The sequence below is a fragment of the Streptomyces sp. NPDC026377 genome, from assembly GCF_055567715.1.
Genome location: NZ_JBVHPV010000019.1, coordinates 88,651 through 106,927 on the forward strand (window position 1 = coordinate 88,651; position 18,277 = coordinate 106,927).

Here is an 18,277-nt window from a genome sequence, read left to right on the forward strand (position 1 = left end):
GGTGCGGGGCCGTCGACGTGGTTCGTATAGGGGTGGGGAAGACATGGCCTTCTGGGACAGCCTGCGCGGCAGGCCGTCGGCGCAGTTCGACACGGGCAGCGCCGCGAGCAACGCCATCGAGCTGACCAAACGGCACCCGGTGATCTCGCTCGGCAAGCAGGGCGCCAACTCCGGGTCGCTGCGCGTCAACCTGTCGTGGCGGATGCGCACCTCCGACTTCGGCGGCCGCTCGCGCCCCAGCGTGCTGCGGCACCCGTTCAAGCTCTTCAAGCCCGAACTGGTCCAGGCGCACACCCAGGGCGTCGTCAACGTCGACCTCGACCTCGGCTGCCTCTACGAGCTCACCGACGGCAGCAAGGGCGTGGTGCAGCCGCTGGGCAGCTTCCTCGGCGCCACCAACGCGGCGCCGTACGTCCAGCTCAGCGGCGACGACCGGTTCGGCTCGCCGTCCGGCGAGACGATCTACGTCAACCTCGACCACCGCGAGTCCATCAAGCGGCTGCTCGTCTTCGTCTACATCTACGACCAGACGCCCGCCTTCGACCGTACGCACGCCAAGGTCACGCTCTACCCGAGCAACGGCCCGCGCATAGAGATCGACCTGGACGAGCACGCCCCGCAGGCCCGCTCCTGCGCGGTCGTCAGCATCGAGAACCTCAAGGGGGACATGGTCGTGCGACGCGAGGTGAAGTTCGTCTACGGCTTCCAGGCCGAGCTCGACCGGCTCTACGGATGGGGGCTCCAGTGGGGGCGCGGCTACAAGACGAAGGCCTGAGAGTGCGCGCGTGACCGGGCCCGGCGGGCACCGGCCCGCCCGGCCCCTGCCCTCACTGGCGGAGGAACTGCGGTCCCATCGGGGGCAGTGTGAAGTCCGGGTCCGCCGGGTGTGCCGCCGGCTGCGGATAGCCGTAGCCGGGCCCCGCCGAGGCGGGCTGCGGATAGCCGTACGAGGGCTGGTGCGCCGGCGGGTGCTGGGGCGGCGCGGGCTGCGGATAGCCGTAGGAGGGCGGCGAGGCGGCCGGCAGCGGCGGCACGTACGGCTGGGTGGTCTGCGGCTGGGCCGCCACCGCAACGGCCGGCGGCAGCGGCTGCGACACGGACGCGGAGGGCACCGGGGCCGGGGCCGACCGGCCGTGCGTCCGCGCCTCGCCCGGGGCCTGCGTCCGGGCGCCACCGGAGGAACCGCTGCGGGAGGAGCCGCCGCCGGAGGAGCCGCTGCCCGCGCCCTCCGCCTCGTCCTCGTCCACGGAGATCCCGTGCTCGGTGGCCAGCCCCACCAGCCCGGTCGGATAGCCCTGCCCGACCGCGCGGAACTTCCACGTCTCGCCGCGCCGGTAGAGCTCGCCGCAGATGATCGCGGTCTCCTCGCCGGTCTCCGCCTTCACATCGAAGAGCGCCAGCGGCTCGGCGCCGCCCTGCCCCGCGTCGTACAGCAGGATCCGCAGGTCGCGTACGTGGCCGAAGGTCGCGCCGTCCGAGGAGGCGGTGACCAGGACGCGGTCGACGGACGGGTCGAGCGCGGCCAGATCCGCCTCGACGGTGTCGGTCAGACCGTCCCCGTCCCGCTTCTTGGGCAGCCGCCGCACCAGGCCGGAGGGGTGGCGCGGCTGGTTGTAGAAGACGAAGTCCTCGTCGGAGCGCACCCGGCCGTCGGCGGCCAGCAGCAGTGCCGAGGCGTCCACGTCCGGGACGCCGGCGCCCGGCGTCCAGCGGAGCACCGCGCGCACCGCCGTGGCGTCCAGCGGGACGTTGGATCCCTTCAGCATCGCGTGCGTCATGGTCGCCATCCTGCCTTCCCGCCGCCCGCACGGACAACGCGGGGGCCCGAGGGCGGCCTTGTCCCGCGGTCGAGCGGTACGTACCTTACGTACCGCGTCCGCGCCCGGCACCGGAAGGGCGCGGGCGGGTTACCTGGATTTCACGCCCTCGGGGAACTCCCGACATGCGTTCGTACGTACTATTACCGGCCACCCGTCGTCACTCAGTGCGGGCCATCGTTGCAGTACAGGGGAATCCATATGCGTCATTTCGGGCACGTTCCGCCTGCTGCTCGTAAGGACCTGTTCCACCGGGAGCCCGTCGAGTTCACCGCGGACTCTCCCGCGCGCGTGCTGTCCGCGGCCCTCGGTGCCACGCTGTACAGCCCGGCCACCCGCCCCGCGCTCGCCGACGACGTCCTCAAGCAGGCCCGCCGGGGCGTGGTCTCCATGGTGCTCTGCCTGGAGGATTCGATCGACGACGCCGAGGTCGCCGGCGCGGAGGCCAATCTGGTGCGCCAGTTCGCCGACCTCGACGCGCGCGACGCACCGGTCCCGCTGCTCTTCGTCCGGGTCCGCGAGCCCGCCCAGATCCCCGACCTGGTGCGGCGGCTCGGCCCCTCGGTGCGGCTGCTGTCCGGATTCGTTCTGCCGAAGTTCACCGAGGAGCGCGGGGTGCCGTTCCTGGAGGCGCTGAGCGCGGCCGAGGCCGCGAGCGGGCGGCGGCTCTTCGCCATGCCGGTGCTGGAGTCGCCCGAACTGCTCCATCTGGAGACCCGCTGCGAGACGCTGACCGGCATCTCCCGCACGGTCGACAAGTACCGCGAGCGGGTGCTGGCGCTGCGGCTCGGCGTGACCGACTTCTGCTCGGCGTACGGACTGCGCCGCTCGCCGGACATGACGGCGTACGACGTGCAGATCGTGGCCGGGGTGATCGCGGACGTGGTCAACGTGCTGGGCCGGGCCGACGGCACGGGCTTCACCATCACCGGCCCGGTGTGGGAGTACTTCCGGCTCCAGGAGCGCATGTTCAAGCCCCAGCTGCGCCGCAGCCCCTTTCTGGAGGGGCGCGCGGAGGAGCTGCGCGCCACGCTGATCGAGCACGACATGGACGGCCTGCTGCGCGAGATAGAGCTGGACCGCGCCAACGGGCTGCTCGGCAAGACCTGTATCCACCCCTCGCACGTGGTGCCGGTGCACGCGCTCTCCGTGGTCAGCCTCGAGGAGTACAGCGACGCCCGGGACATCCTGCGGCCGGAGCGGGGCGGGGGTGGGGTGCTGCGCTCCGCTTATACGAACAAAATGAACGAGGTGAAGCCGCACCGCGCCTGGGCCGAGCGGACCCTGCTGCGCGCCGAGGTCTTCGGCGTCGCCAACGAGGACACCGGCTTCGTGGAGCTGCTGACCGCCGGCCTGGCCGGATGACCGACAGGATGATCGAGACGGAGAGCGTCGACAACGTGGGTGTGTGGTCGGGAACGTGGGTCGCCGAGCGGCTCGGAGTCGAACTCCAGGGTGACGAGCGGTTGCCCGAGCTGCTGGGCCTCGCCCTGCGCCGCAACCCCAAGCGGGCGCATCTGCTGGTCTCCAGCGTGCTGGGCAAGCATGTGCCGCAGTGGCCCTCGCGGGTGTACGGGGCGGGGTTCGCGCTGGGCGAGGAGGTGCGGGAGCTGCTCGGCCCGCAGGCGTCCGGCGCGGTCGTCCTGGGCTACGCGGAGACCGCGACGGGCCTGGGGCACGCGGTGGCGGACGGGATCGGTGTGGCGCCCTGCCTGCACTCCACGCGCCGCCCCGTGGAGGGGGTCGCGCGGGCGGGCGGCTTCGAGGAGTCCCACTCCCACGCGACCTCGCACCTGCTGCTGCCCCAGGACCCGGGGCTGCTGGCGGGGGACGGGGTGCTGGTGCTGGTCGACGACGAGTTCTCGACCGGCAACACGGTCCTGAACACGATCAGGGCGCTGCACGCGCGCTACCCCCGCTCGCGGTACGTGATAGTCGCCCTGGTCGACATGCGCTCCCCGGCCGACCGCACCCGCCTGTCCGCGTTCGCCTCGGAGATCGGGGCGGAGGTGGACCTGGTGACCCTGGCGGCAGGAACGGTTCTCCTGCCGGAGGGGGTGCTGGAGCGTGGGATGGCGCTGGTGGCGGAGCACGAGGCTGCCGCCGAGGAGCCGGACGTGGCGGAGGCGGAGGGAACGCCGCCCGGCGCCGGGGTCCCGCTGTGCCCGCCCGTCCCGGCCCGCGGGACGACTGCCCACAGCGGGGGGGAGGGCGTCGCCGTCGACCTTGCCTGGCCCCCCGGCCTGCCCGACGGTGGTCGGCACGGGTTCACCCCCGAGCACCGCGCGGTGCTCGAAGAGGCGCTTCCCGCCATGGCCGCACGGCTGAGGCGCGCCCTGGGCGACACCCCCGGCCGCACCCTCGTCCTCGGGTTCGAGGAGCTGATGTACGCCCCCCTCCGCCTCGCCCTCGCCCTGGAGCACGCGGGCGTGGACGTCCGGTTCTCCACCACCACCCGCTCGCCCGTCCTCGCCGTCGACGACCCGGGCTACGCCATCCGCACCCGTCTCACCTTCCCCGCCCACGACACCCCGGGCGACGGCCCCGGCGAGCGCTACGCGTACAACGTGGCGGGCGCCGGCTTCGACAGCGTCGTGGCCGTCGTCGACTCCGTCGCCGACACCCCCGCCCTGCACGCCCCCGACGGCCTGCTGGCCCGGCTCGCCGCGCACATCCCGCACGTCGTGCTGGCCGTCGTCCCCTCGTACGTACCCGAAGGTGCCCCCATGCCCCAGCCCCTGCCCGAGCCCCTCCGCGGGCCCGCCTTCTCCTCGTACGCGCCCGACGAGGTGGGCTGGCTGCTGAAGGACCTGTCCGGGGTGGAGCTGGAGGCGCCGACCGAGGAACGCGAGGAGGCGATCCAGAGCGGCGGCGCCCACTACGCGGAGTCGCTGCCGGTCGAGTACCAGCCCTCGCCGCAGTACCAGCAGCTCTTCCGGGCCGCGCTGGAGACCTCCGCCGAGCGCATCGCCCGCGCCGTGGGCGTCGTGACCGAGACCGTGCTCGCCGAGCGGTCGCCCCGCCCGGTCCTGGTCTCGCTGGCCCGCGCGGGCACCCCCGTGGGCGTCCTGATGCGCCGCTGGGCCCGGTACCGGCACGGGGCCGACCTGCCGCACTACGCCGTCTCCATCGTGCGCGGCCGCGGCATCGACCCCAACGCGCTGCGCTGGCTCGCCGCCCACCACGACCCCGCCGACGTGGTCTTCGTCGACGGCTGGACCGGCAAGGGCGCCATCACCCGCGAACTGGCCGCGGCGATCCGCGAGTTCGCCGAATCCTCGGGGGTCGACCGCTTCGACCCGGAGATCGCCGTCCTCGCCGACCCCGGCTCGTGCGTGCGCACCTACGGCACCCGCGAGGACTTCCTGATCCCGTCCGCCTGCCTCAACTCGACCGTCTCGGGACTGATCTCGCGCACGGTGCTGCGCGCCGACCTGATCGGCCCCGGCGACTTCCACGGCGCGAAGTTCTACCGGGAACTGGCCGGCTCCGACGTCTCCGTGGACTTCCTGGACGCCGTCGCCGCCCGCTTCGACGAGGTCGCCGCCGACGTCGACCGCGAGGCCAAGGCCCTCCAGGGCGCCGACCGCAGCCCCACCTGGGAGGGCTGGGCCGCCGTCGAACGGATCAGTGAGGAGTACGGCATCCACGACGTCAACCTCGTCAAGCCCGGCGTCGGCGAGACCACCCGCGTCCTGCTGCGCCGCGTCCCCTGGAAGATCCTGGCCCACCGCGGCGCCGGCGCCGATCTCGACCACGTACGCCTGCTCGCCGAGCAGCGCGGGGTGCCGGTGGAGTGGGTCGACGACCTGCCGTACAGCTGCGTCGGACTGATCCACCCCCAGTACACGCGCGGGGCGACCGGCGCCGACGGCAAGGCGGTGGCCTCCCGATGAGCACCCTGATCGCCAGCGACCTGGACCGCACGCTGATCTACTCGGCGGCGGCCCTCGACCTGACCATGCCCGACCCCCGGGCCCCGCGCCTGCTCTGCGTGGAGATCCACGAGCACAAGCCGCTCTCGTACATGACCGAGAACGCCGCCACCCTGCTCGCCGCCCTCAAGACCGACCCGGACACGGTCTTCGTGCCCACCACGACCCGCACCCGCAAGCAGTACCAGCGCATCCAGCTGCCCGGCCTGCCCGCGAAGTACGCGATCTGCGCCAACGGCGGACAACTGCTCGTCGACGGGGTCGCCGACCCCGACTGGCGGCGGCAGGTGGACAGGCGGATCGCCGACGAGTGCGCCACGCTCGACGAGGTGCGCGCGCACATCTCGGCCGCCGCCGATCCCTCCTGGCTGCGCAAGGAGCGGGTCGCCGAGGACCTGTTCGCCTACCTCGTGGTCGAGCGCGCGCTGCTGCCCGGCCAGTGGGTCCAGGAGCTGAGCGGCTGGGCCGGGGAGCGCGGCTGGACGGTCTCGCTCCAGGGCCGCAAGATCTACGCGGTGCCGAAGCCGCTCACCAAGAGCGCGGCCGTCCACGAGGTGGCCCGGCGCACCGGCGCCGCTCTCACCCTGGCCGCCGGGGACTCGCTCCTCGACGCGGACCTGCTGCTCGCCGCCGACGAGGGCTGGCGCCCGGGCCACGGCGAACTCGCGGACTGCGACTGGCGGGCGCCGCACGTCGATGTCCTCGACGAGCGGGGCGTGCTGGCCGGCGAGGAGATCGTGCGCCGCTTCACCGCCCGCGCCACGGCGGCCCGGGTCGCCCCCGTACGGCCCTGACGGGCCCATACTCGCCCCCATGAGCAAGGGAAACACGACCAGGATCACCGACGAGCTCTACGCGTACATGCTGGCGCACAACCCGCCCCTGGACGCGGGTCAGCGCGAGCTCGTGGAGACGACGTACGCCCGGCTGCCCGACCACGCGGGCATGCAGTCGGCCGAGGAGCAGGCCCCGCTGCTGGAGTTCCTCGTCCGGCTGGTGGGCGCGCGGCACGTGGTGGAGGTCGGGACCTTCACCGGGTTCTCCGCCCTCGCCATGGCGCGGGCGCTGCCCGAGGACGGACGGCTGATCGCGTGCGACATCTCGCGCGAGTGGACCGACCTGGCGCGCGAGGCCTGGACGAAGGCGGGCGTGGCGCACAAGGTGGAGCTGCGGATCGCCCCGGCGGCCGAGACCCTGCGGGCGATGCCGGCCGAGCCGCACATCGACTTCGCCTACCTGGACGCGGACAAGGGCAACTACATCGCGTACTGGGAGGAACTGGTGCCCAGGATGCGGCAGAACGGCCTCATCGCCGTGGACAACGTGCTCTTCCACGGTGAGGTCGTGGACCCGGCGGCGACCGGTCCCGCCGCCGGGGTCCAGCGGTTCAACGAGCACGTGCGGCGGGACACGCGGATGGACAGCGTCATGCTGACCGTGGCGGACGGCCTGACCCTGTCCCGCAAGCGGTAGCCCCCGGCAGCGCCCCGCCCGTCCTCAGCAGCAGCCCCCGCCGCCGCAGCAGCCGCCCCCGCCGCCGGAGGGCGCGGGCATCGGCGCGTTCTTGGCCATGCCGCCCACGGACACCGTGGTCAGCAGCTTCACGGTGTCCTCGTGCCCGGCCGGGCAGGTCGCGGGCGCGGAGGACTGCGCCATAGGACGGCTGAGCTCGAACGTGTCGCCGCAGGAGCGGCAGCGGTAGTCATAGCGAGGCATGGCCCCAGGCTAACGGGCCGGGGGCGGCCGGGGGGAGCCTTCACGGCCCCGCCGCCCCGGCGGACACGGCCCCGCCGCCTCAGCGGATGGGCCGCTCCCGCACGGCTCCCGGCTCCGACTGGGCCTCCGCCTCGCGCCGCGCCTTCCAGTACGGGTTGTCGTGCGGCAGCGCGCTGCCCACCCGGCCGTACATCCCGAAGACCATCAGCGCCAGACCCACCAGGAAGCTGAAGATCACGTTCTGCATCTTGAAGGCGAGGAAGTTCGCCGAGCCGCGGTCGAGCAGGGCCAGGTTCACGAACCCGCTGACCAGGAAGAGCACGCCGAGCGACATGTTCATCCAGGAGGCGAGGTTGCCGCCCTTGACCATGCCGTACAGCAGCAGCGCCCCCACCACGATGGAGATCACGCTGAGCGTGCCGTTGGTGTTCAGCCCCGCGACCTCCTTGCCGCCGGTGTCGAAGAACCCGATGTTGTGGGTGAGCCCCAGGATGCCGAAGACGAGCAGGAAGAGCCCCATGAGCCCGGCGCCGAACCGGTACACCCGGCTCAGCCGGTGGTCGACCGGCAGGTGCTCGTCGAGGGACACATGGGGGGCGCGCCGCGGGTGGCGCAGGTGGTGAAGCGGCTGGGTGGCCATGGGCGGCCTCCTCGTCTCGTCCGTACCTCCCAAGGATCCGCCCGTGGCGCGGGGCCGACAACTCCTCCGGTGACGCCCCCGTGACGGCCCTCGAAGGCGGGCCCTCAGGCCCCGTGCCCCCGCTCCTCGCGGATCAGGGCGACCACGCCCGCGGCCGCGCGGCGGACCTCCTCGGTCTCGGTGAGGAAGTGCCAGTAGTCGGGGTGGCGGCCCTCCAGCGAGGCGATCGCCCGCTCCAGGCGCGCCACGGCCCCGTCCAGCGGGCCGGCGTGCCGCGGATCCGGCGTGGAGCGGCCGGACATCGCCAGGCGCTGCGCGTCCCGGATCGCGAACCGCGTCCGCTCGATCTCCTGCTGCGGGTCCTTCGCCACGGCGTCCAGCCGCCGCAGCCGGTCACCGGCGGCCGAGACCGCCTCGTCGGTGGCGTTCAGGAGCGCCCTGACCGTGCTGAGCCGGGAGGTGGCGTCGGCCCAGCGCTGCTCGGCGCGCGCGGCGGCGGCCTCCTTCAGCTTCTCCTCGGCCTGCCGTACGTTCACCAGGGCCTGGTCGGGGACCTGCTGGAGGTCCTGCCAGCAGGCAGCCGTGAACCGGCGCCGCAGCTCGCTCAGGACCGGGTCGACGGTCCCGGCGCGGGTGGTGAGCGCCTGCGCGCGGGTGCGCAGCGTGACCAGTCGGCGGTCGATCTCGGCGGCCCGCTCGGGCAGCCGCTCGGCCTCGGCGCGCACGCCCTCGGCCTCCCGCAGCACCCGGTCGGCCCGCTCCAGGGTCTCGGGCACGCCGTGCTGTCCCGCGCCCTGGTTGAGCCGGGTCAGCTCGGGGCCGAGCGCGGCGAGCCGGGCGGCGAGATCGTCCGCTCGCAGTCCGGACGCCCGCACCGAATCGAGAGCGGTGCTCGCGGCGAGGAGCGCCTGTCGCGCCCGCTCCACGGCCGGCGCGAGACGGGCCAGCTGGGTCTCGGCGGTGGAGAGCAGCGGCCCCAGGCTCTGCTCGAACCGGTCGAGCTCGCCCTTGACCCGTACGAGATCGTCCTTGGCCTTCACCAGCTCGCCCCGGGCCCTGGCGGCCACCGAGGCGTCCAGGTCGTCGCGGTCCAGGTCGTGCGCGTCGACGGCGGTGATGTAGTCGTTGCTGACCTCGTCGATCCGCCGGCCGAGCGCCGCGAAGTCGTCCACGGCCTTGCGGGCGCGCGGCGAACTGTCCACGGCCGTGATCGTCTCGATGGAGATCCGCAGATCGCGCTGGGCGGTGTCCAGCTCGTAGAAGGCGGCGGCCGCCGCGTCCTTCGCCGCCTGCGCGTCGGCCCGCACGCTCTCCCCGCGCCCGCCGAACCACCGCCGCGTCCCGCCGCCGGCGAAGGCTCCGGGCAGCAGCGCGGCCCCGAGCGCCAGCGGCAGCGCGACGAGCGCGAGCGCGTCCGCGAGGGACCGTCGGGCTCCGGCTCCGGCACCGGCACCGGCACTGGCACTGGCACCGGGGACGATGGCACCCGCTCTGCTGTACGGCCGCGCGTGTGTCGCCGTCACATCCCTCTCCCGTGCCGTGTCCGCCTGCCGGTTCATTCTCCCACCAGGTAAGGACGAACACACCGGCCGATTAGTTCGCGAACCCCCGCGCCGCCCGCACCACCACCCCCGTCCGCCCCGCCGCCGCGAACGGGTTTGCGGCCCCGCCCGGGGGGCCATGTACGCTGTTCCCTCATCCACGGATGTGCCACGGGCGTGTAGCTCAGGGGTAGAGCGCTGCTCTTACAAAGCAGATGTCGGCGGTTCGAAACCGTCCATGCCCACCCGGAACCGAAGGCCCCCGCCGACCACGGCGGGGGCCTTCGGCGTACCCGGCGCCCCCGAGGACCGGCTCTCAGCCGCCCGCCGGGCGCCCGCACCGCAGGTTCCAGCGGCCCGAGCGGCCCGAGAGTTCGGTCAGGGTCAGGGGGGCCACGTCCAGCCGCCAGAAGGAGGCGGGGGGCAGGGCCAGGGCGTGGGTGACGGCCGCGCGGACCACCGCGGGGGAGGCGACCGCGAGGATCCGCCCGCCCGCCGCGGGCAGCGTGTCCAGCCACGCGCCCACCCGCGCGACCAGCGCGAGCAGGCTCTCCCCGCCGTGCGGCGCCGCCGCGGGATCGGTGAGCCAGGCCCGTACCCCCGTCGGCTCCTCGGCGCTCAGCTCGTCCAGCCGCCGCCCCCGCCAGCGGCCGAGATCCCAGTCGGCCAGGGCCGGTTCGTCGCCGGTGGGCAGGCCGTCCGCCAACTCGTAGCGGGAGGAGGGTGGTTTCAGCCTGCGGCCCGGCACCGGCAGCGCGGCGGCCGCGTCCTTGACCCGGCGCAGGGCGTCCTCGTCCGGACAGGCCGCGTCGTCGCCGACCCGCGCCTCGCGCGCGTAGCGGTCGGCCGGGGGTGAGATCAACATCACGCGTACGGTCATGGGACAAGCAGAGCACGGCCGTTCAGGCACGTGGCGCGGGGGCCGTGCCCCCGCGCGCCGTAGCGGCGCGGTCCGTCACGCGGTACGGTCTCGTCGACATAAAGACGGTGTGAAGGAAGCCCGGTGAGATTCCGGCACGGTCGCGCCACTGTGAACCCGGCGAGCCCCCAACAAAGGGGCGAGGACGGGGAAGTCAGACCCACCACCGTCGACAAAGGCACCAATGACCGGGACGCGTGTTCCCCAGGAGGTTCTGCCGTGGCTCTTTCCGCCGCCCCTGCGCCCAGCGCCGAAGCAACGCCTGTCATCACCCCCATCTCGCTCAAGGCGATCGCTCCCTGGGCCCTCTTCTTCGGCATCCTGATGCTGGTGCTGCTCTACTTCGTCGGCTCCGAGCAGGGCGCCACGAGCGTCTTCTCCGGCGAGAACGTCCACGAGTGGCTGCACGACGGACGCCACCTGCTCGGCTTCCCCTGCCACTGAGACCAGGGGAACCCTCAAGTGAACTCCCTGTCCGTCAGGGCCCTGCTGGTGCGGGGCATGATCGCCGGACTCGCGGCGGGCGCCCTTGCGCTCGTCGTGGCGTACCTCCTGGGTGAGCCCCGGGTGGACGCGGCGATCGACTTCGAGGAGGCGCACGCCCACGAGCACGGCGAAGAGGTGTTCAGCCGCACCCTCCAGGCCACCGGCGGCCTCGCCACCGGTGTGCTCGTGTTCGGTGTGGCCGTGGGCGGCATCGCCGCGCTCGCGTTCTGCGTCGCGCTGGGCCGTATCGGCCGGTTCGGGCCGCGCGCCACGGCCGCCTTCGTCTCGCTCGGCGCCCTCCTGACCGTCTACGTCGTCCCGTTCCTGAAGTACCCGGCGAACCCGCCGTCCGTCGGCGACCCCGACACCATCGGCAGACGCACCGCCCTGTACTTCCTGATGATCGCGCTCAGCGTGCTGCTCGCCGTCGCCGCCGTGCTCCTCGGCAGGCGGCTCGCGCCACGCCTGGGCAACTGGAACGCCACCGTCGCCGCCTCGGCCGCCTTCCTGGTCGCCGTGGGGCTGGCGTACGCGTTCCTGCCGGCCGTGAACGAGGTGCCGAAGGACTTCCCGGCGATGCTGCTGTGGAAGTTCCGTCTGGCCGCGCTCGCCATCCAGGCCACCTTGTGGACCGGCTTCGGACTGGTCTTCGGCCACCTCGCCGAACGTCTCCTGGCACCCGGGCCCGCCCCGGCGGCCGAGTCCAGGAGCACGGGCACACCGGCCGCGGGCGCCGAAAGCGTCCAGGGCGTCCAGAGTCCCCAGGGCGTCGACGGCAAGGCGGCGCCCGCCCACTGACCGGTGCCGTACGCGCGAGGGCCCCGGACCGTCATCGGTCCGGGGCCCTCGCGCGCGTGGATCGTGCTCGGCTGCTCATGTGCTGAGGTGCGCAGGTGCCCAAGTGCTCAGGTGTTCGCCGCGCTGTGCGGCGGTGCTTCGTGGCGCTCGGTCAGTCCGGGCGGCGCACGGAGAACAGACGGATCTGCCGTTCTCTGCGGTACCGCCGCTCCCACCGGGCCATCCGGTCCCGGCGGGCGCGATAGGCCCGATAGTCCGTGTCGGTGCCCCGGCCGGCTCCGCCGGCTCCGGACGAGCCGCCGGTGGGTGCCGTGGAGCGGCCACGGCGCCGGGCGCTGAAGAGTACGGCCACCACGGCGACGCAGACCACCACGCCGCCGGGACTGAAGCCGAAGCCGTACAGGACCAGCGCCAGGACGAGAAGCAACAGGATCATGGCGTGTTCCCTCTGGGACGGATCGGGGGCTCCCCTGGCCCCCGGCGCCCTCCAAGCTACTCCGGGGCGGCGGGAGTTCGCCTGCGCGTTATGTACGAGCCGACGCCCCGCAGATCCCGCAGATCCCGCAGATCTCCGGGACCCCTTATTGCCCCTATAGCTCCTACAGCCCCTTCAGCCGCTCCATCTCCCGGCGGTCCCGCTTGGTCGGGCGGCCCATGCCCCGGTCGCGGACGCCCACGGCCAGCATGTCCGCGCGGGCGGGCGGCGGCGGGCTGTTGTCGACGTAGGTCTCGGCCGCGACGGCCGCGCCCACCCGCTTGCGGATGGTCTTGGCGACCACGACGATCCGCTCCCGCCCGTCCAGCCGCAGCCGCACCTCGTCACCGGGCTTCACGGTGTGCGCGGGCTTGACGCGCTCGCCGTTGAGCTGCACGTGACCGGCCCGGCAGGCGGTCGCGGCCTGGGAACGCGTCTTGGTGAGCCGGACCGACCAGATCCAGATGTCGATCCGTACGGGCTCCGAGGGCCCCGCGGGTGCCGGTGGTACCGCCGGTGTCCCCGGCGCCCCGGCCCGCTCTGCCCTCGCCTCGTCAGCTTCCGCCATGTCTCAGACTCTACCGAGGCCGTTGTCAGTGGTACCCGTCACACTTGAGGCATGTGCAGAAGCATCAAGACACTCAGGCCGCCGGCCCTCCCCGAGGAGGCCACCGACGACGAGATCCGCGCGGCGGCTCTCCAGTATGTGCGCAAGGTCTCCGGCTTCCGGGCCCCGGCCGCGCACAACCAGGAGGTCTTCGACCGGGCGGTGGACGAGATAGCGCGGGCGACGGCCGAGCTGCTGGAGGGCCTGGAGATCCGGGGAGTGCCGGTCAGGACGCCGGCGTAGGCGCGGCCGCGGGCGCCGGGCGGCGCATCACGTAGGCGGCGAGGGAGCCCGCGGCGAACAGGGCGAGGACGGAGATGCCCGTGCCCAGCCAGGTCGCGCCGAGCCAGCGCCCGCCGAAGTAGCCGAGGCCGACGCTGTATCCGGCCCAGGCCACCCCGGCGAGCGCGGACCACGGCAGGAACTCCCGGGGGGTGCGGTGTGCCGCGCCCGCGCCGAGCGAGACGACGGACCGGCCCGCCGGGGCGAACCGGGCGATGACGACCAGCGCGCCGCCGCCCCGGCTCAGCGCGGCGCCGAGACGTTCCTGTGCGCGGGTCAGCCGGCGGGAGCGGGCGATGGCGCGGTCCAGCCGCGCCCCGCCGCGCCAGGCGAGGCGGTACGCGACGAGGTCGCCGAGCACCGAGGCAGCGGCGGCGCAGGCGGCGAGGAGCAGCAGGTCGGGGACGTCGCGTATGGCGTGCGGGGCGCCTGCCGCGGTGGTCGAGCCGGCTGCCGCCGAGGTGGCGGCGGTGATCACCAGGACCCCGCTGGGCAGGACGGGGAGGAACACGTCGAGGAGGACGGAGACAGTCACCACGGCATAAATCCATGGGCTGCCGGTCAGCAACCCCACACTCTCCAGCACCACGACCCCCGAACGGAATGCGTCCCGCTGCCACTGGTCCGCGGCCGGGTCGCTGTACAGCCGTACAGCGTACGCCTGGGGCGGGCGGGGATTCCGTTCGGGGGTGCGAAGGCACCGGCGGACCGGGGGCCGGCCGCGTGGGTGGCGGTGCGTCAGCGGGCAGTGCCCGCGGGGGCCGCGGCGGCCCTGGTGCCCGGCGCGGTGGCGGCGGCCCGGCCCCCGAGCAGTCCGTCGAGGGCGAGCGCGCCGGGGCCGGTGAAGACGAGCAGCAGGAAGGCCCAGGCGTACATCGCGGACGCCTCGCCGCCGTTCTGGAGCGGGAGCAGCGCGTTGGACTGGTGTACGTCGAAGTAGGCGTACGCCATGGAGCCCGAGGAGAGGAAGGCGGCCGAGCGGGTGAAGAGCCCGGCCATGATCAGCACACCGCCGACGAGCTGGATGACGGCCGCGTACCAGTTGGGCCAGGCGCCGGTCGCGACGGTGCCGCCGGCCCCGGCCGCGCCGCCGAACCAGCCGAAGAGCGAGGCGGCGCCGTGGCAGGCGAAGAGGAAGCCGGTGACGATGCGGAAGAGGCCCAGGACGTAGGGCTTGGCGCGCTCGATGGGCAGCGCGGCGTTGAGAGCGGGGGAAGCCATGGGGGACGGGCTCCTTCGGTGTGGGGGACGGGGCCGTGGAGCCCAGGTTAGGTAGACCTGAGTAGTGCTTGCAAGTTCAAGTTTAAGTAGATGACTCAATTCCGGTTGATGTTGGCCGGAATTCATCTTTACGGGGGACCTACATGTGCGGTGACAAACACGCCGGGGTGCGGGGGCGGGCGGGCGCACGGCGCGGGGAGGGGCGCGGTCGGCGAGAAGTGGCCGGTGAGGAGTGGACCCGGGGAGGAGTGGACCCGGGGAGGAGTGTCCGGTGGGGGAGTGGGCCGGTGGGAGTGCGGGGCGGCCCGTACATGCCGCCGCCCTCCCCGGCGCCGTCGCGGGCGCCGGGGAGGGCGGCGGGGGAGAGTGGTGGAGAAGACCCGGAGCGGCGGAGGGGCCCCGGTGGCTCGGCGGGCTCTCAGCAGCCGTTGAGCACGGACTGGAGCGCGGACTTCTCGGCGGAGTCCACGGTCAGGTTGTAGTAGTGCTTCACGTCCACCCACATCCGGGCGTACGTGCAGCGGTACGCCGTGCGCGAGGGCAGCCACTCGGCCGGGTCCTTGTCGCCCTTGGCCTGGTTGACGTTGTCGGTGACGGCGATCAGCTGCGGCCGCGTCAGGTCGTTGGCGAAGCCCTGGCGCCGCGAGGTCGTCCAGGAGCTGGCGCCCGAGCGCCAGGCCTCGGCGAGCGGGACGACGTGGTCGATGTCGAGGTCGGCGGCGGCCGTCCAGGTGGCGCCGTCGTACTCGGAGTACCAACTTCCGCCGACCGCCGCGCAGCTGGAGTCCGTGGTGACGTTGCTGCCGTCGCGCTTGAGGACGACCTCGCGGGTGTTGCAGGTGCCGGACTGGGTGATCCAGTGCGGGAACTTGGAGCGGCTGTAGCCGTCCGAGGAGCCCTCCGCGGTGGCGGGCATGGCGGCGAGATAGTCGCGCGCGGTCGCGGCGCTGACCGGGGCGGGGGGTGCGGCCTGCGCGCCCGGGGCGGCGAGCAGGCCCGCGGTGGCGAGAAGGGCGGCGGAGGCGGTGAGTGCGGAGATCCTGGCTGCGTGACGCGCGTAGACACCTGACATGCGAACTCCCTTGATGTGGGGGGACCTTGGCCGGGCGCGGGGGTGCGCGGCCCGGTCATCGTGGCGGCACCGGGTTTCGGCCAGGTGGGCGCCAGGTAACAGAGTGGCGACATGAGCACGTCACATCAAGGGCTGCGGCACTTCCCGTCCTCCTTGATCGCCCTTGTCCCGCAAGGGAACTGACGCCCCGTATGCCGGTGTTGCGCCACCCGGTGGGGAGGCCGTTTCCGGCCCGGCCCCCGGCGTACGGTGGGCGCGTGCTGCTGCCCGTGAATCCCGCGCTCGGGGTCGTCCTCGCCGTACTGCTCCTGGTCGCGGCCGGTGTCGCACGGCTGGCGGGGCTCGGCCGGTCGAGGGAGATCCTGGTCGCCGGGGTGCGGGCGGCCGTCCAGCTCGCGGTGGTGGCGAGCGCGATCCACTGGGTGGTCGGCTCGGTGCCGCCGCTGCTCTGCTTCCTGCTGCTGATGTACGCGGTGGCGGCGCGTACGGCCGGGCGGCGGCTGACACCCAACGCCACCTGGCGGTGGGCCGCGCTGCCGATCGCCGCCGGGGTGGCGCCCGTGGTCGGCGCGCTGCTGCTCACCGGGCTCGTGCCGGTCAAGGGCATCGCGCTGATCCCCGTCACCGGCATCCTCATCGGCGGCGCCCTCACCGCCACGGTCCTGGGCGGGCGGCGCGCGCTGGACGAGCTGACCGTCCGGCGCGGGGAGGTGGAGGCGGGGATGGCGCTCGGGCTGCCCGACCGGGACGCCCGGCTGGAGGTGGCCGGGACCGCCGCCTCGGACGCGCTGCTGCCCGGGCTCGACCAGACGCGGACCGTGGGGCTGGTCACGCTGCCGGGCGCGTTCGTCGGCATGTTGCTCGGCGGGGCGTCGCCGGTGCGGGCGGGCGCGGTCCAGCTGTTCGTGCTGGTAGCGCTGATGGCGGTGCAGGCGGTGGCGGTGTCGGTGGTGCTGGAGCTGGTGGCGCGGGGAAGGGTGCACCGGGAGGGGTGATGCCGTGGACGGGGTGCGGCGGGCGGCGCGTGGCGGCCCCGGCGCGGCGCGGGGGGCGCGGTGCGTCCGGGTGGGACTTTGGTCCCTGCCGGGCGGGGGCGGGGTCACGTATTCTGTACGGAGCAGAAGGGGAGTAGCTCTTCGCCGGACCGTCGACATACTGCTGGAACCTCCCCAGGGAGTGACCAGCCGGCGCCCGGAGGCAGGCCCGCGAGGGCCCGCCAGCGAGACCTTCGGCCGCAGTGTCCATGTCCGTGACCGCTTCATGGCGCTGCCGTGCCGAAGCGACCCCGGATTCCTTTCGCGAAACGCTCTCGGTACGGCCGCGCCGCGCCCGACCGATTGAGGAACATCTCCGTGTTCAGCTTCACCGTCCTGGCCATCACCTTCGGTGTGGTCTTCCTCGCCGAGCTCCCCGACAAGACCGCGCTCGCGGGGCTGATGCTCGGCACCCGCTACAAGGCGTCGTACGTGTTCACCGGCGTCGCGGCGGCGTTCCTGCTGCATGTGGCGCTCGCCATCGCGGCGGGCAGCGTACTGACCCTGCTGCCGCACCGGCTGCTCCAGGCGATCGTGGGCGTCCTCTTCCTGGCGGGCGCGGCGATGCTGCTCTTCAAGAAGGACGAGGAGGAGGACGGGGTGAAGGCCCCGGCGGACCAGTCGTTCTGGAAGGTGTCGGGGGCGGGGTTCATGCTGATCCTGGTCGCCGAGTTCGGGGACCTGACGCAGATCATGACGGCGAACCTGGCAGCGCGGTACGACAGCCCGCTGTCGGTGGGGCTGGGCGCGGTGCTGGCGCTGTGGGCGGTCGCGGGGCTCGGGATCGTGGGCGGGCGGACGCTGATGAGGTACGTGCCGCTGCGGCTGATCACCAAGGTGGCGGCGGGCCTGATGGCCGCGCTGGCGGGGTTCAGCCTGTTCGAGGCCGTCACCGGCTGAGGGGCGCCCCTGCGCCCCCCGGCCCCGCTACGGCGTGATCGTCAGGATGAGCTCGCCCGCCGGGGTCCGCGTCACCGTCACATGCGTCAGGTCCGGGACGTGTGCCGTCGGGTGGTGGGCCGCCGCCCGGGGGCCCACGCCCACGACCCGCATCCCCGCCGCCAGACCCGCCTGGATGCCCGCCTCGGAGTCCTCGAAGACGATGCAGTCCGCCGGGTCGAAGCCCAGCTCGGCGGCGCCCTTGAGGAAGCCCTCCGGGTCCGGCTTGCTCGCGCCGACGCACTCGGCCGTGACGCGTACGGCCGGCACCGGCAGCCCGGCCGCACCCATCCTGGCCTGGGCCAGCGGCTCGTTCGCCGAGGTCACCAGGGCGTGCGGGAGTCCGGCGAGGGAGGCCATGAAGGCGGGGGCGCCCGGGACCGGGACGACGCCGTCGGTGTCGGCCGTCTCCTCGGCGAGCATCACGCGGTTGTCCGCGTAGTTCTGCTCCATCGGGCGGTCGGGGAGGAGGACCGCCATCGTGGCGTAGCCCTGGCGGCCGTGGACGACCTTCAGCGCCTCCTCGGGGTCCAGCCCGTGCTCCACGGCCCAGCGGCGCCAGCAGCGCTCGACGACGGCGTCGGAGTTGACGATCGTGCCGTCCATGTCGAGCAGGAGGGCGCGGGCGGTCAGGGTGGCGGGGGTGGCCGTCATCGGCGGACTCCTGGAGGCGGGAGCGGAGACAAGTGGCTCCGCCCGCCGGTCAGGGAATACGGGCGGAACCACTTTGTTCCATCACGATACAAAACAAAGGGCCGAATGGTCCAACCGGGTGGCGTGGTGGCGTGCGGAGGC

The 18,277-nt window shown here is 73.4% G+C and carries 21 protein-coding genes and 1 tRNA gene; 11 read left to right on the forward strand and 11 right to left on the reverse strand.

The features are described from left to right. The first annotated feature begins 43 nt into the window (after nt 1–43). Nucleotides 44–775 carry a TerD family protein gene (locus tag ACZ4MU_RS30015; RefSeq protein ID WP_467882484.1) on the forward strand — a complete coding sequence of 244 codons (732 nt, stop codon included), beginning with the start codon at nt 44–46 and terminating at the stop codon, nt 773–775. A 52-nt stretch (nt 776–827) separates the two neighbouring features. On the opposite strand, the gene ACZ4MU_RS30020 is transcribed toward ACZ4MU_RS30015, so the two are convergent. Beyond that, nucleotides 828–1,778 (reverse strand): TerD family protein, encoded by a 951-nt coding sequence (locus ACZ4MU_RS30020; RefSeq protein ID WP_467882487.1) that lies wholly within the window; start codon nt 1,776–1,778, stop codon nt 828–830. Between the two features lie 240 nt (nt 1,779–2,018). On the opposite strand from ACZ4MU_RS30020, the gene ACZ4MU_RS30025 reads away from it, so the two are divergent. From ACZ4MU_RS30025 to ACZ4MU_RS30040, 4 genes are read left to right on the forward strand one after another with little or no spacing between them, the layout of a single operon-like run. Beyond that, nucleotides 2,019–3,182: an HpcH/HpaI aldolase/citrate lyase family protein gene (locus ACZ4MU_RS30025; protein WP_467882490.1), complete on the forward strand. Its 1,164-nt coding sequence runs from the start codon at nt 2,019–2,021 to the stop codon at nt 3,180–3,182. Then, a complete protein-coding gene (locus tag ACZ4MU_RS30030; protein WP_467882493.1) occupies nt 3,179–5,713 on the forward strand; it encodes a phosphoribosyltransferase in 2,535 nt (844 codons plus the stop codon). Before ACZ4MU_RS30025 ends, ACZ4MU_RS30030 begins: the two co-directional genes overlap by 4 nt. Further along, nucleotides 5,710–6,546, forward strand: a complete 837-nt coding sequence (locus ACZ4MU_RS30035; protein WP_467882494.1) for an HAD family hydrolase — start codon at nt 5,710–5,712, stop codon at nt 6,544–6,546. The genes ACZ4MU_RS30030 and ACZ4MU_RS30035 overlap by 4 nt, the downstream gene beginning before the upstream one ends. 19 nt (nt 6,547–6,565) lie before the next feature. Then, a complete protein-coding gene (locus tag ACZ4MU_RS30040) occupies nt 6,566–7,225 on the forward strand; it encodes an O-methyltransferase (protein ID WP_467882497.1) in 660 nt (219 codons plus the stop codon). Nucleotides 7,226–7,249: 24 nt separating this feature from the next. Here ACZ4MU_RS30040 and ACZ4MU_RS30045 read toward each other — a convergent pair whose 3' ends face one another. From ACZ4MU_RS30045 to ACZ4MU_RS30055, 3 genes are all read right to left on the reverse strand, one after another. Then, complete coding sequence (locus ACZ4MU_RS30045) at nt 7,250–7,468, reverse strand: FmdB family zinc ribbon protein (protein WP_467882499.1); 219 nt, start codon at nt 7,466–7,468, stop codon at nt 7,250–7,252. A gap of 79 nt (nt 7,469–7,547) precedes the next feature. Continuing rightward, nucleotides 7,548–8,108, reverse strand: coding sequence for a DUF4383 domain-containing protein (locus ACZ4MU_RS30050; protein ID WP_467882501.1), 561 nt, complete (start codon nt 8,106–8,108; stop codon nt 7,548–7,550). 104 nt (nt 8,109–8,212) lie between these two features. After that, complete coding sequence (locus ACZ4MU_RS30055; RefSeq protein WP_467882504.1) at nt 8,213–9,631, reverse strand: hypothetical protein; 1,419 nt, start codon at nt 9,629–9,631, stop codon at nt 8,213–8,215. A 191-nt stretch (nt 9,632–9,822) separates the two neighbouring features. On the opposite strand from ACZ4MU_RS30055, the gene ACZ4MU_RS30060 reads away from it, so the two are divergent. Then, a tRNA-Val gene (locus tag ACZ4MU_RS30060) sits at nt 9,823–9,894 on the forward strand. Nucleotides 9,895–9,965: 71 nt separating this feature from the next. Here ACZ4MU_RS30060 and ACZ4MU_RS30065 read toward each other — a convergent pair. Further along, nucleotides 9,966–10,529, reverse strand: coding sequence for a histidine phosphatase family protein (locus ACZ4MU_RS30065; RefSeq protein WP_467882506.1), 564 nt, complete (start codon nt 10,527–10,529; stop codon nt 9,966–9,968). 258 nt (nt 10,530–10,787) lie between these two features. Here ACZ4MU_RS30065 and ACZ4MU_RS30070 point away from each other — a divergent pair, with 258 nt between their 5' ends. Both ACZ4MU_RS30070 and ACZ4MU_RS30075 read left to right on the forward strand, forming a co-directional pair. After that, nucleotides 10,788–11,012 carry a CbtB domain-containing protein gene (locus ACZ4MU_RS30070; protein ID WP_467882509.1) on the forward strand — a complete coding sequence of 75 codons (225 nt, stop codon included), beginning with the start codon at nt 10,788–10,790 and terminating at the stop codon, nt 11,010–11,012. Nucleotides 11,013–11,030: 18 nt separating this feature from the next. Further along, nucleotides 11,031–11,852, forward strand: coding sequence for a CbtA family protein (locus ACZ4MU_RS30075; RefSeq protein ID WP_467882511.1), 822 nt, complete (start codon nt 11,031–11,033; stop codon nt 11,850–11,852). Nucleotides 11,853–12,003: 151 nt separating this feature from the next. Here ACZ4MU_RS30075 and ACZ4MU_RS30080 read toward each other — a convergent pair whose 3' ends face one another. Both ACZ4MU_RS30080 and ACZ4MU_RS30085 read right to left on the reverse strand, forming a co-directional pair. Next, nucleotides 12,004–12,288, reverse strand: a complete 285-nt coding sequence (locus tag ACZ4MU_RS30080; RefSeq protein ID WP_467882512.1) for a hypothetical protein — start codon at nt 12,286–12,288, stop codon at nt 12,004–12,006. 163 nt (nt 12,289–12,451) lie between these two features. Continuing rightward, complete coding sequence (locus ACZ4MU_RS30085; protein WP_467882514.1) at nt 12,452–12,895, reverse strand: RNA-binding S4 domain-containing protein; 444 nt, start codon at nt 12,893–12,895, stop codon at nt 12,452–12,454. 51 nt (nt 12,896–12,946) lie between these two features. On the opposite strand from ACZ4MU_RS30085, the gene ACZ4MU_RS30090 reads away from it, so the two are divergent. Then, complete coding sequence (locus tag ACZ4MU_RS30090) at nt 12,947–13,177, forward strand: DUF2277 domain-containing protein (RefSeq protein WP_358837732.1); 231 nt, start codon at nt 12,947–12,949, stop codon at nt 13,175–13,177. On the opposite strand, the gene ACZ4MU_RS30095 is transcribed toward ACZ4MU_RS30090, so the two are convergent. The 3 genes from ACZ4MU_RS30095 to ACZ4MU_RS30105 form a co-directional block, all read right to left on the reverse strand. Then, nucleotides 13,161–13,802 (reverse strand): DedA family protein, encoded by a 642-nt coding sequence (locus ACZ4MU_RS30095; RefSeq protein ID WP_467882585.1) that lies wholly within the window; start codon nt 13,800–13,802, stop codon nt 13,161–13,163. The two genes, ACZ4MU_RS30090 and ACZ4MU_RS30095, sit on opposite strands and share 17 nt — an antisense overlap. A 152-nt stretch (nt 13,803–13,954) precedes the next feature. After that, a complete protein-coding gene (locus ACZ4MU_RS30100; protein ID WP_467882516.1) occupies nt 13,955–14,437 on the reverse strand; it encodes a DoxX family protein in 483 nt (160 codons plus the stop codon). Nucleotides 14,438–14,855: 418 nt separating this feature from the next. Further along, nucleotides 14,856–15,509, reverse strand: coding sequence for an HNH endonuclease family protein (locus ACZ4MU_RS30105; RefSeq protein WP_467882519.1), 654 nt, complete (start codon nt 15,507–15,509; stop codon nt 14,856–14,858). A 257-nt stretch (nt 15,510–15,766) separates the two neighbouring features. Between ACZ4MU_RS30105 and ACZ4MU_RS30110 the strand changes: the two genes are divergently transcribed. Next, a complete protein-coding gene (locus ACZ4MU_RS30110; RefSeq protein WP_467882521.1) occupies nt 15,767–16,504 on the forward strand; it encodes an ABC transporter permease in 738 nt (245 codons plus the stop codon). A gap of 357 nt (nt 16,505–16,861) precedes the next feature. Next, nucleotides 16,862–17,443 carry a TMEM165/GDT1 family protein gene (locus ACZ4MU_RS30115; RefSeq protein ID WP_467882523.1) on the forward strand — a complete coding sequence of 194 codons (582 nt, stop codon included), beginning with the start codon at nt 16,862–16,864 and terminating at the stop codon, nt 17,441–17,443. A gap of 27 nt (nt 17,444–17,470) precedes the next feature. Here ACZ4MU_RS30115 and ACZ4MU_RS30120 read toward each other — a convergent pair whose 3' ends face one another. After that, on the reverse strand, nt 17,471–18,136 hold the full coding sequence (locus ACZ4MU_RS30120) for an HAD-IA family hydrolase (protein WP_467882525.1): 666 nt from the start codon (nt 18,134–18,136) through the stop codon (nt 17,471–17,473). Nucleotides 18,137–18,277: the final 141 nt, after the last annotated feature.

What these genes read in the sequence shown, in the direction of transcription:
- ACZ4MU_RS30015 (WP_467882484.1), top strand. Translation starts at nt 44, where the DNA reads ATGGCCTTCTGGGACAGCCTGCGCGGCAGGCCGTCGGCGCAGTTCGAC.
- ACZ4MU_RS30020 (WP_467882487.1), bottom strand. Translation starts at nt 1,778, where the DNA reads ATGACGCACGCGATGCTGAAGGGATCCAACGTCCCGCTGGACGCCACG.
- ACZ4MU_RS30025 (WP_467882490.1), top strand. Translation starts at nt 2,019, where the DNA reads ATGCGTCATTTCGGGCACGTTCCGCCTGCTGCTCGTAAGGACCTGTTC.
- ACZ4MU_RS30030 (WP_467882493.1), top strand. Translation starts at nt 3,179, where the DNA reads ATGACCGACAGGATGATCGAGACGGAGAGCGTCGACAACGTGGGTGTG.
- ACZ4MU_RS30035 (WP_467882494.1), top strand. Translation starts at nt 5,710, where the DNA reads ATGAGCACCCTGATCGCCAGCGACCTGGACCGCACGCTGATCTACTCG.
- ACZ4MU_RS30040 (WP_467882497.1), top strand. Translation starts at nt 6,566, where the DNA reads ATGAGCAAGGGAAACACGACCAGGATCACCGACGAGCTCTACGCGTAC.
- ACZ4MU_RS30045 (WP_467882499.1), bottom strand. Translation starts at nt 7,468, where the DNA reads ATGCCTCGCTATGACTACCGCTGCCGCTCCTGCGGCGACACGTTCGAG.
- ACZ4MU_RS30050 (WP_467882501.1), bottom strand. Translation starts at nt 8,108, where the DNA reads ATGGCCACCCAGCCGCTTCACCACCTGCGCCACCCGCGGCGCGCCCCC.
- ACZ4MU_RS30065 (WP_467882506.1), bottom strand. Translation starts at nt 10,529, where the DNA reads ATGACCGTACGCGTGATGTTGATCTCACCCCCGGCCGACCGCTACGCG.
- ACZ4MU_RS30080 (WP_467882512.1), bottom strand. Translation starts at nt 12,288, where the DNA reads ATGATCCTGTTGCTTCTCGTCCTGGCGCTGGTCCTGTACGGCTTCGGC.
- ACZ4MU_RS30085 (WP_467882514.1), bottom strand. Translation starts at nt 12,895, where the DNA reads ATGGCGGAAGCTGACGAGGCGAGGGCAGAGCGGGCCGGGGCGCCGGGG.
- ACZ4MU_RS30090 (WP_358837732.1), top strand. Translation starts at nt 12,947, where the DNA reads ATGTGCAGAAGCATCAAGACACTCAGGCCGCCGGCCCTCCCCGAGGAG.
- ACZ4MU_RS30100 (WP_467882516.1), bottom strand. Translation starts at nt 14,437, where the DNA reads ATGGCTTCCCCCGCTCTCAACGCCGCGCTGCCCATCGAGCGCGCCAAG.
- ACZ4MU_RS30105 (WP_467882519.1), bottom strand. Translation starts at nt 15,509, where the DNA reads ATGTCAGGTGTCTACGCGCGTCACGCAGCCAGGATCTCCGCACTCACC.
- ACZ4MU_RS30120 (WP_467882525.1), bottom strand. Translation starts at nt 18,136, where the DNA reads ATGACGGCCACCCCCGCCACCCTGACCGCCCGCGCCCTCCTGCTCGAC.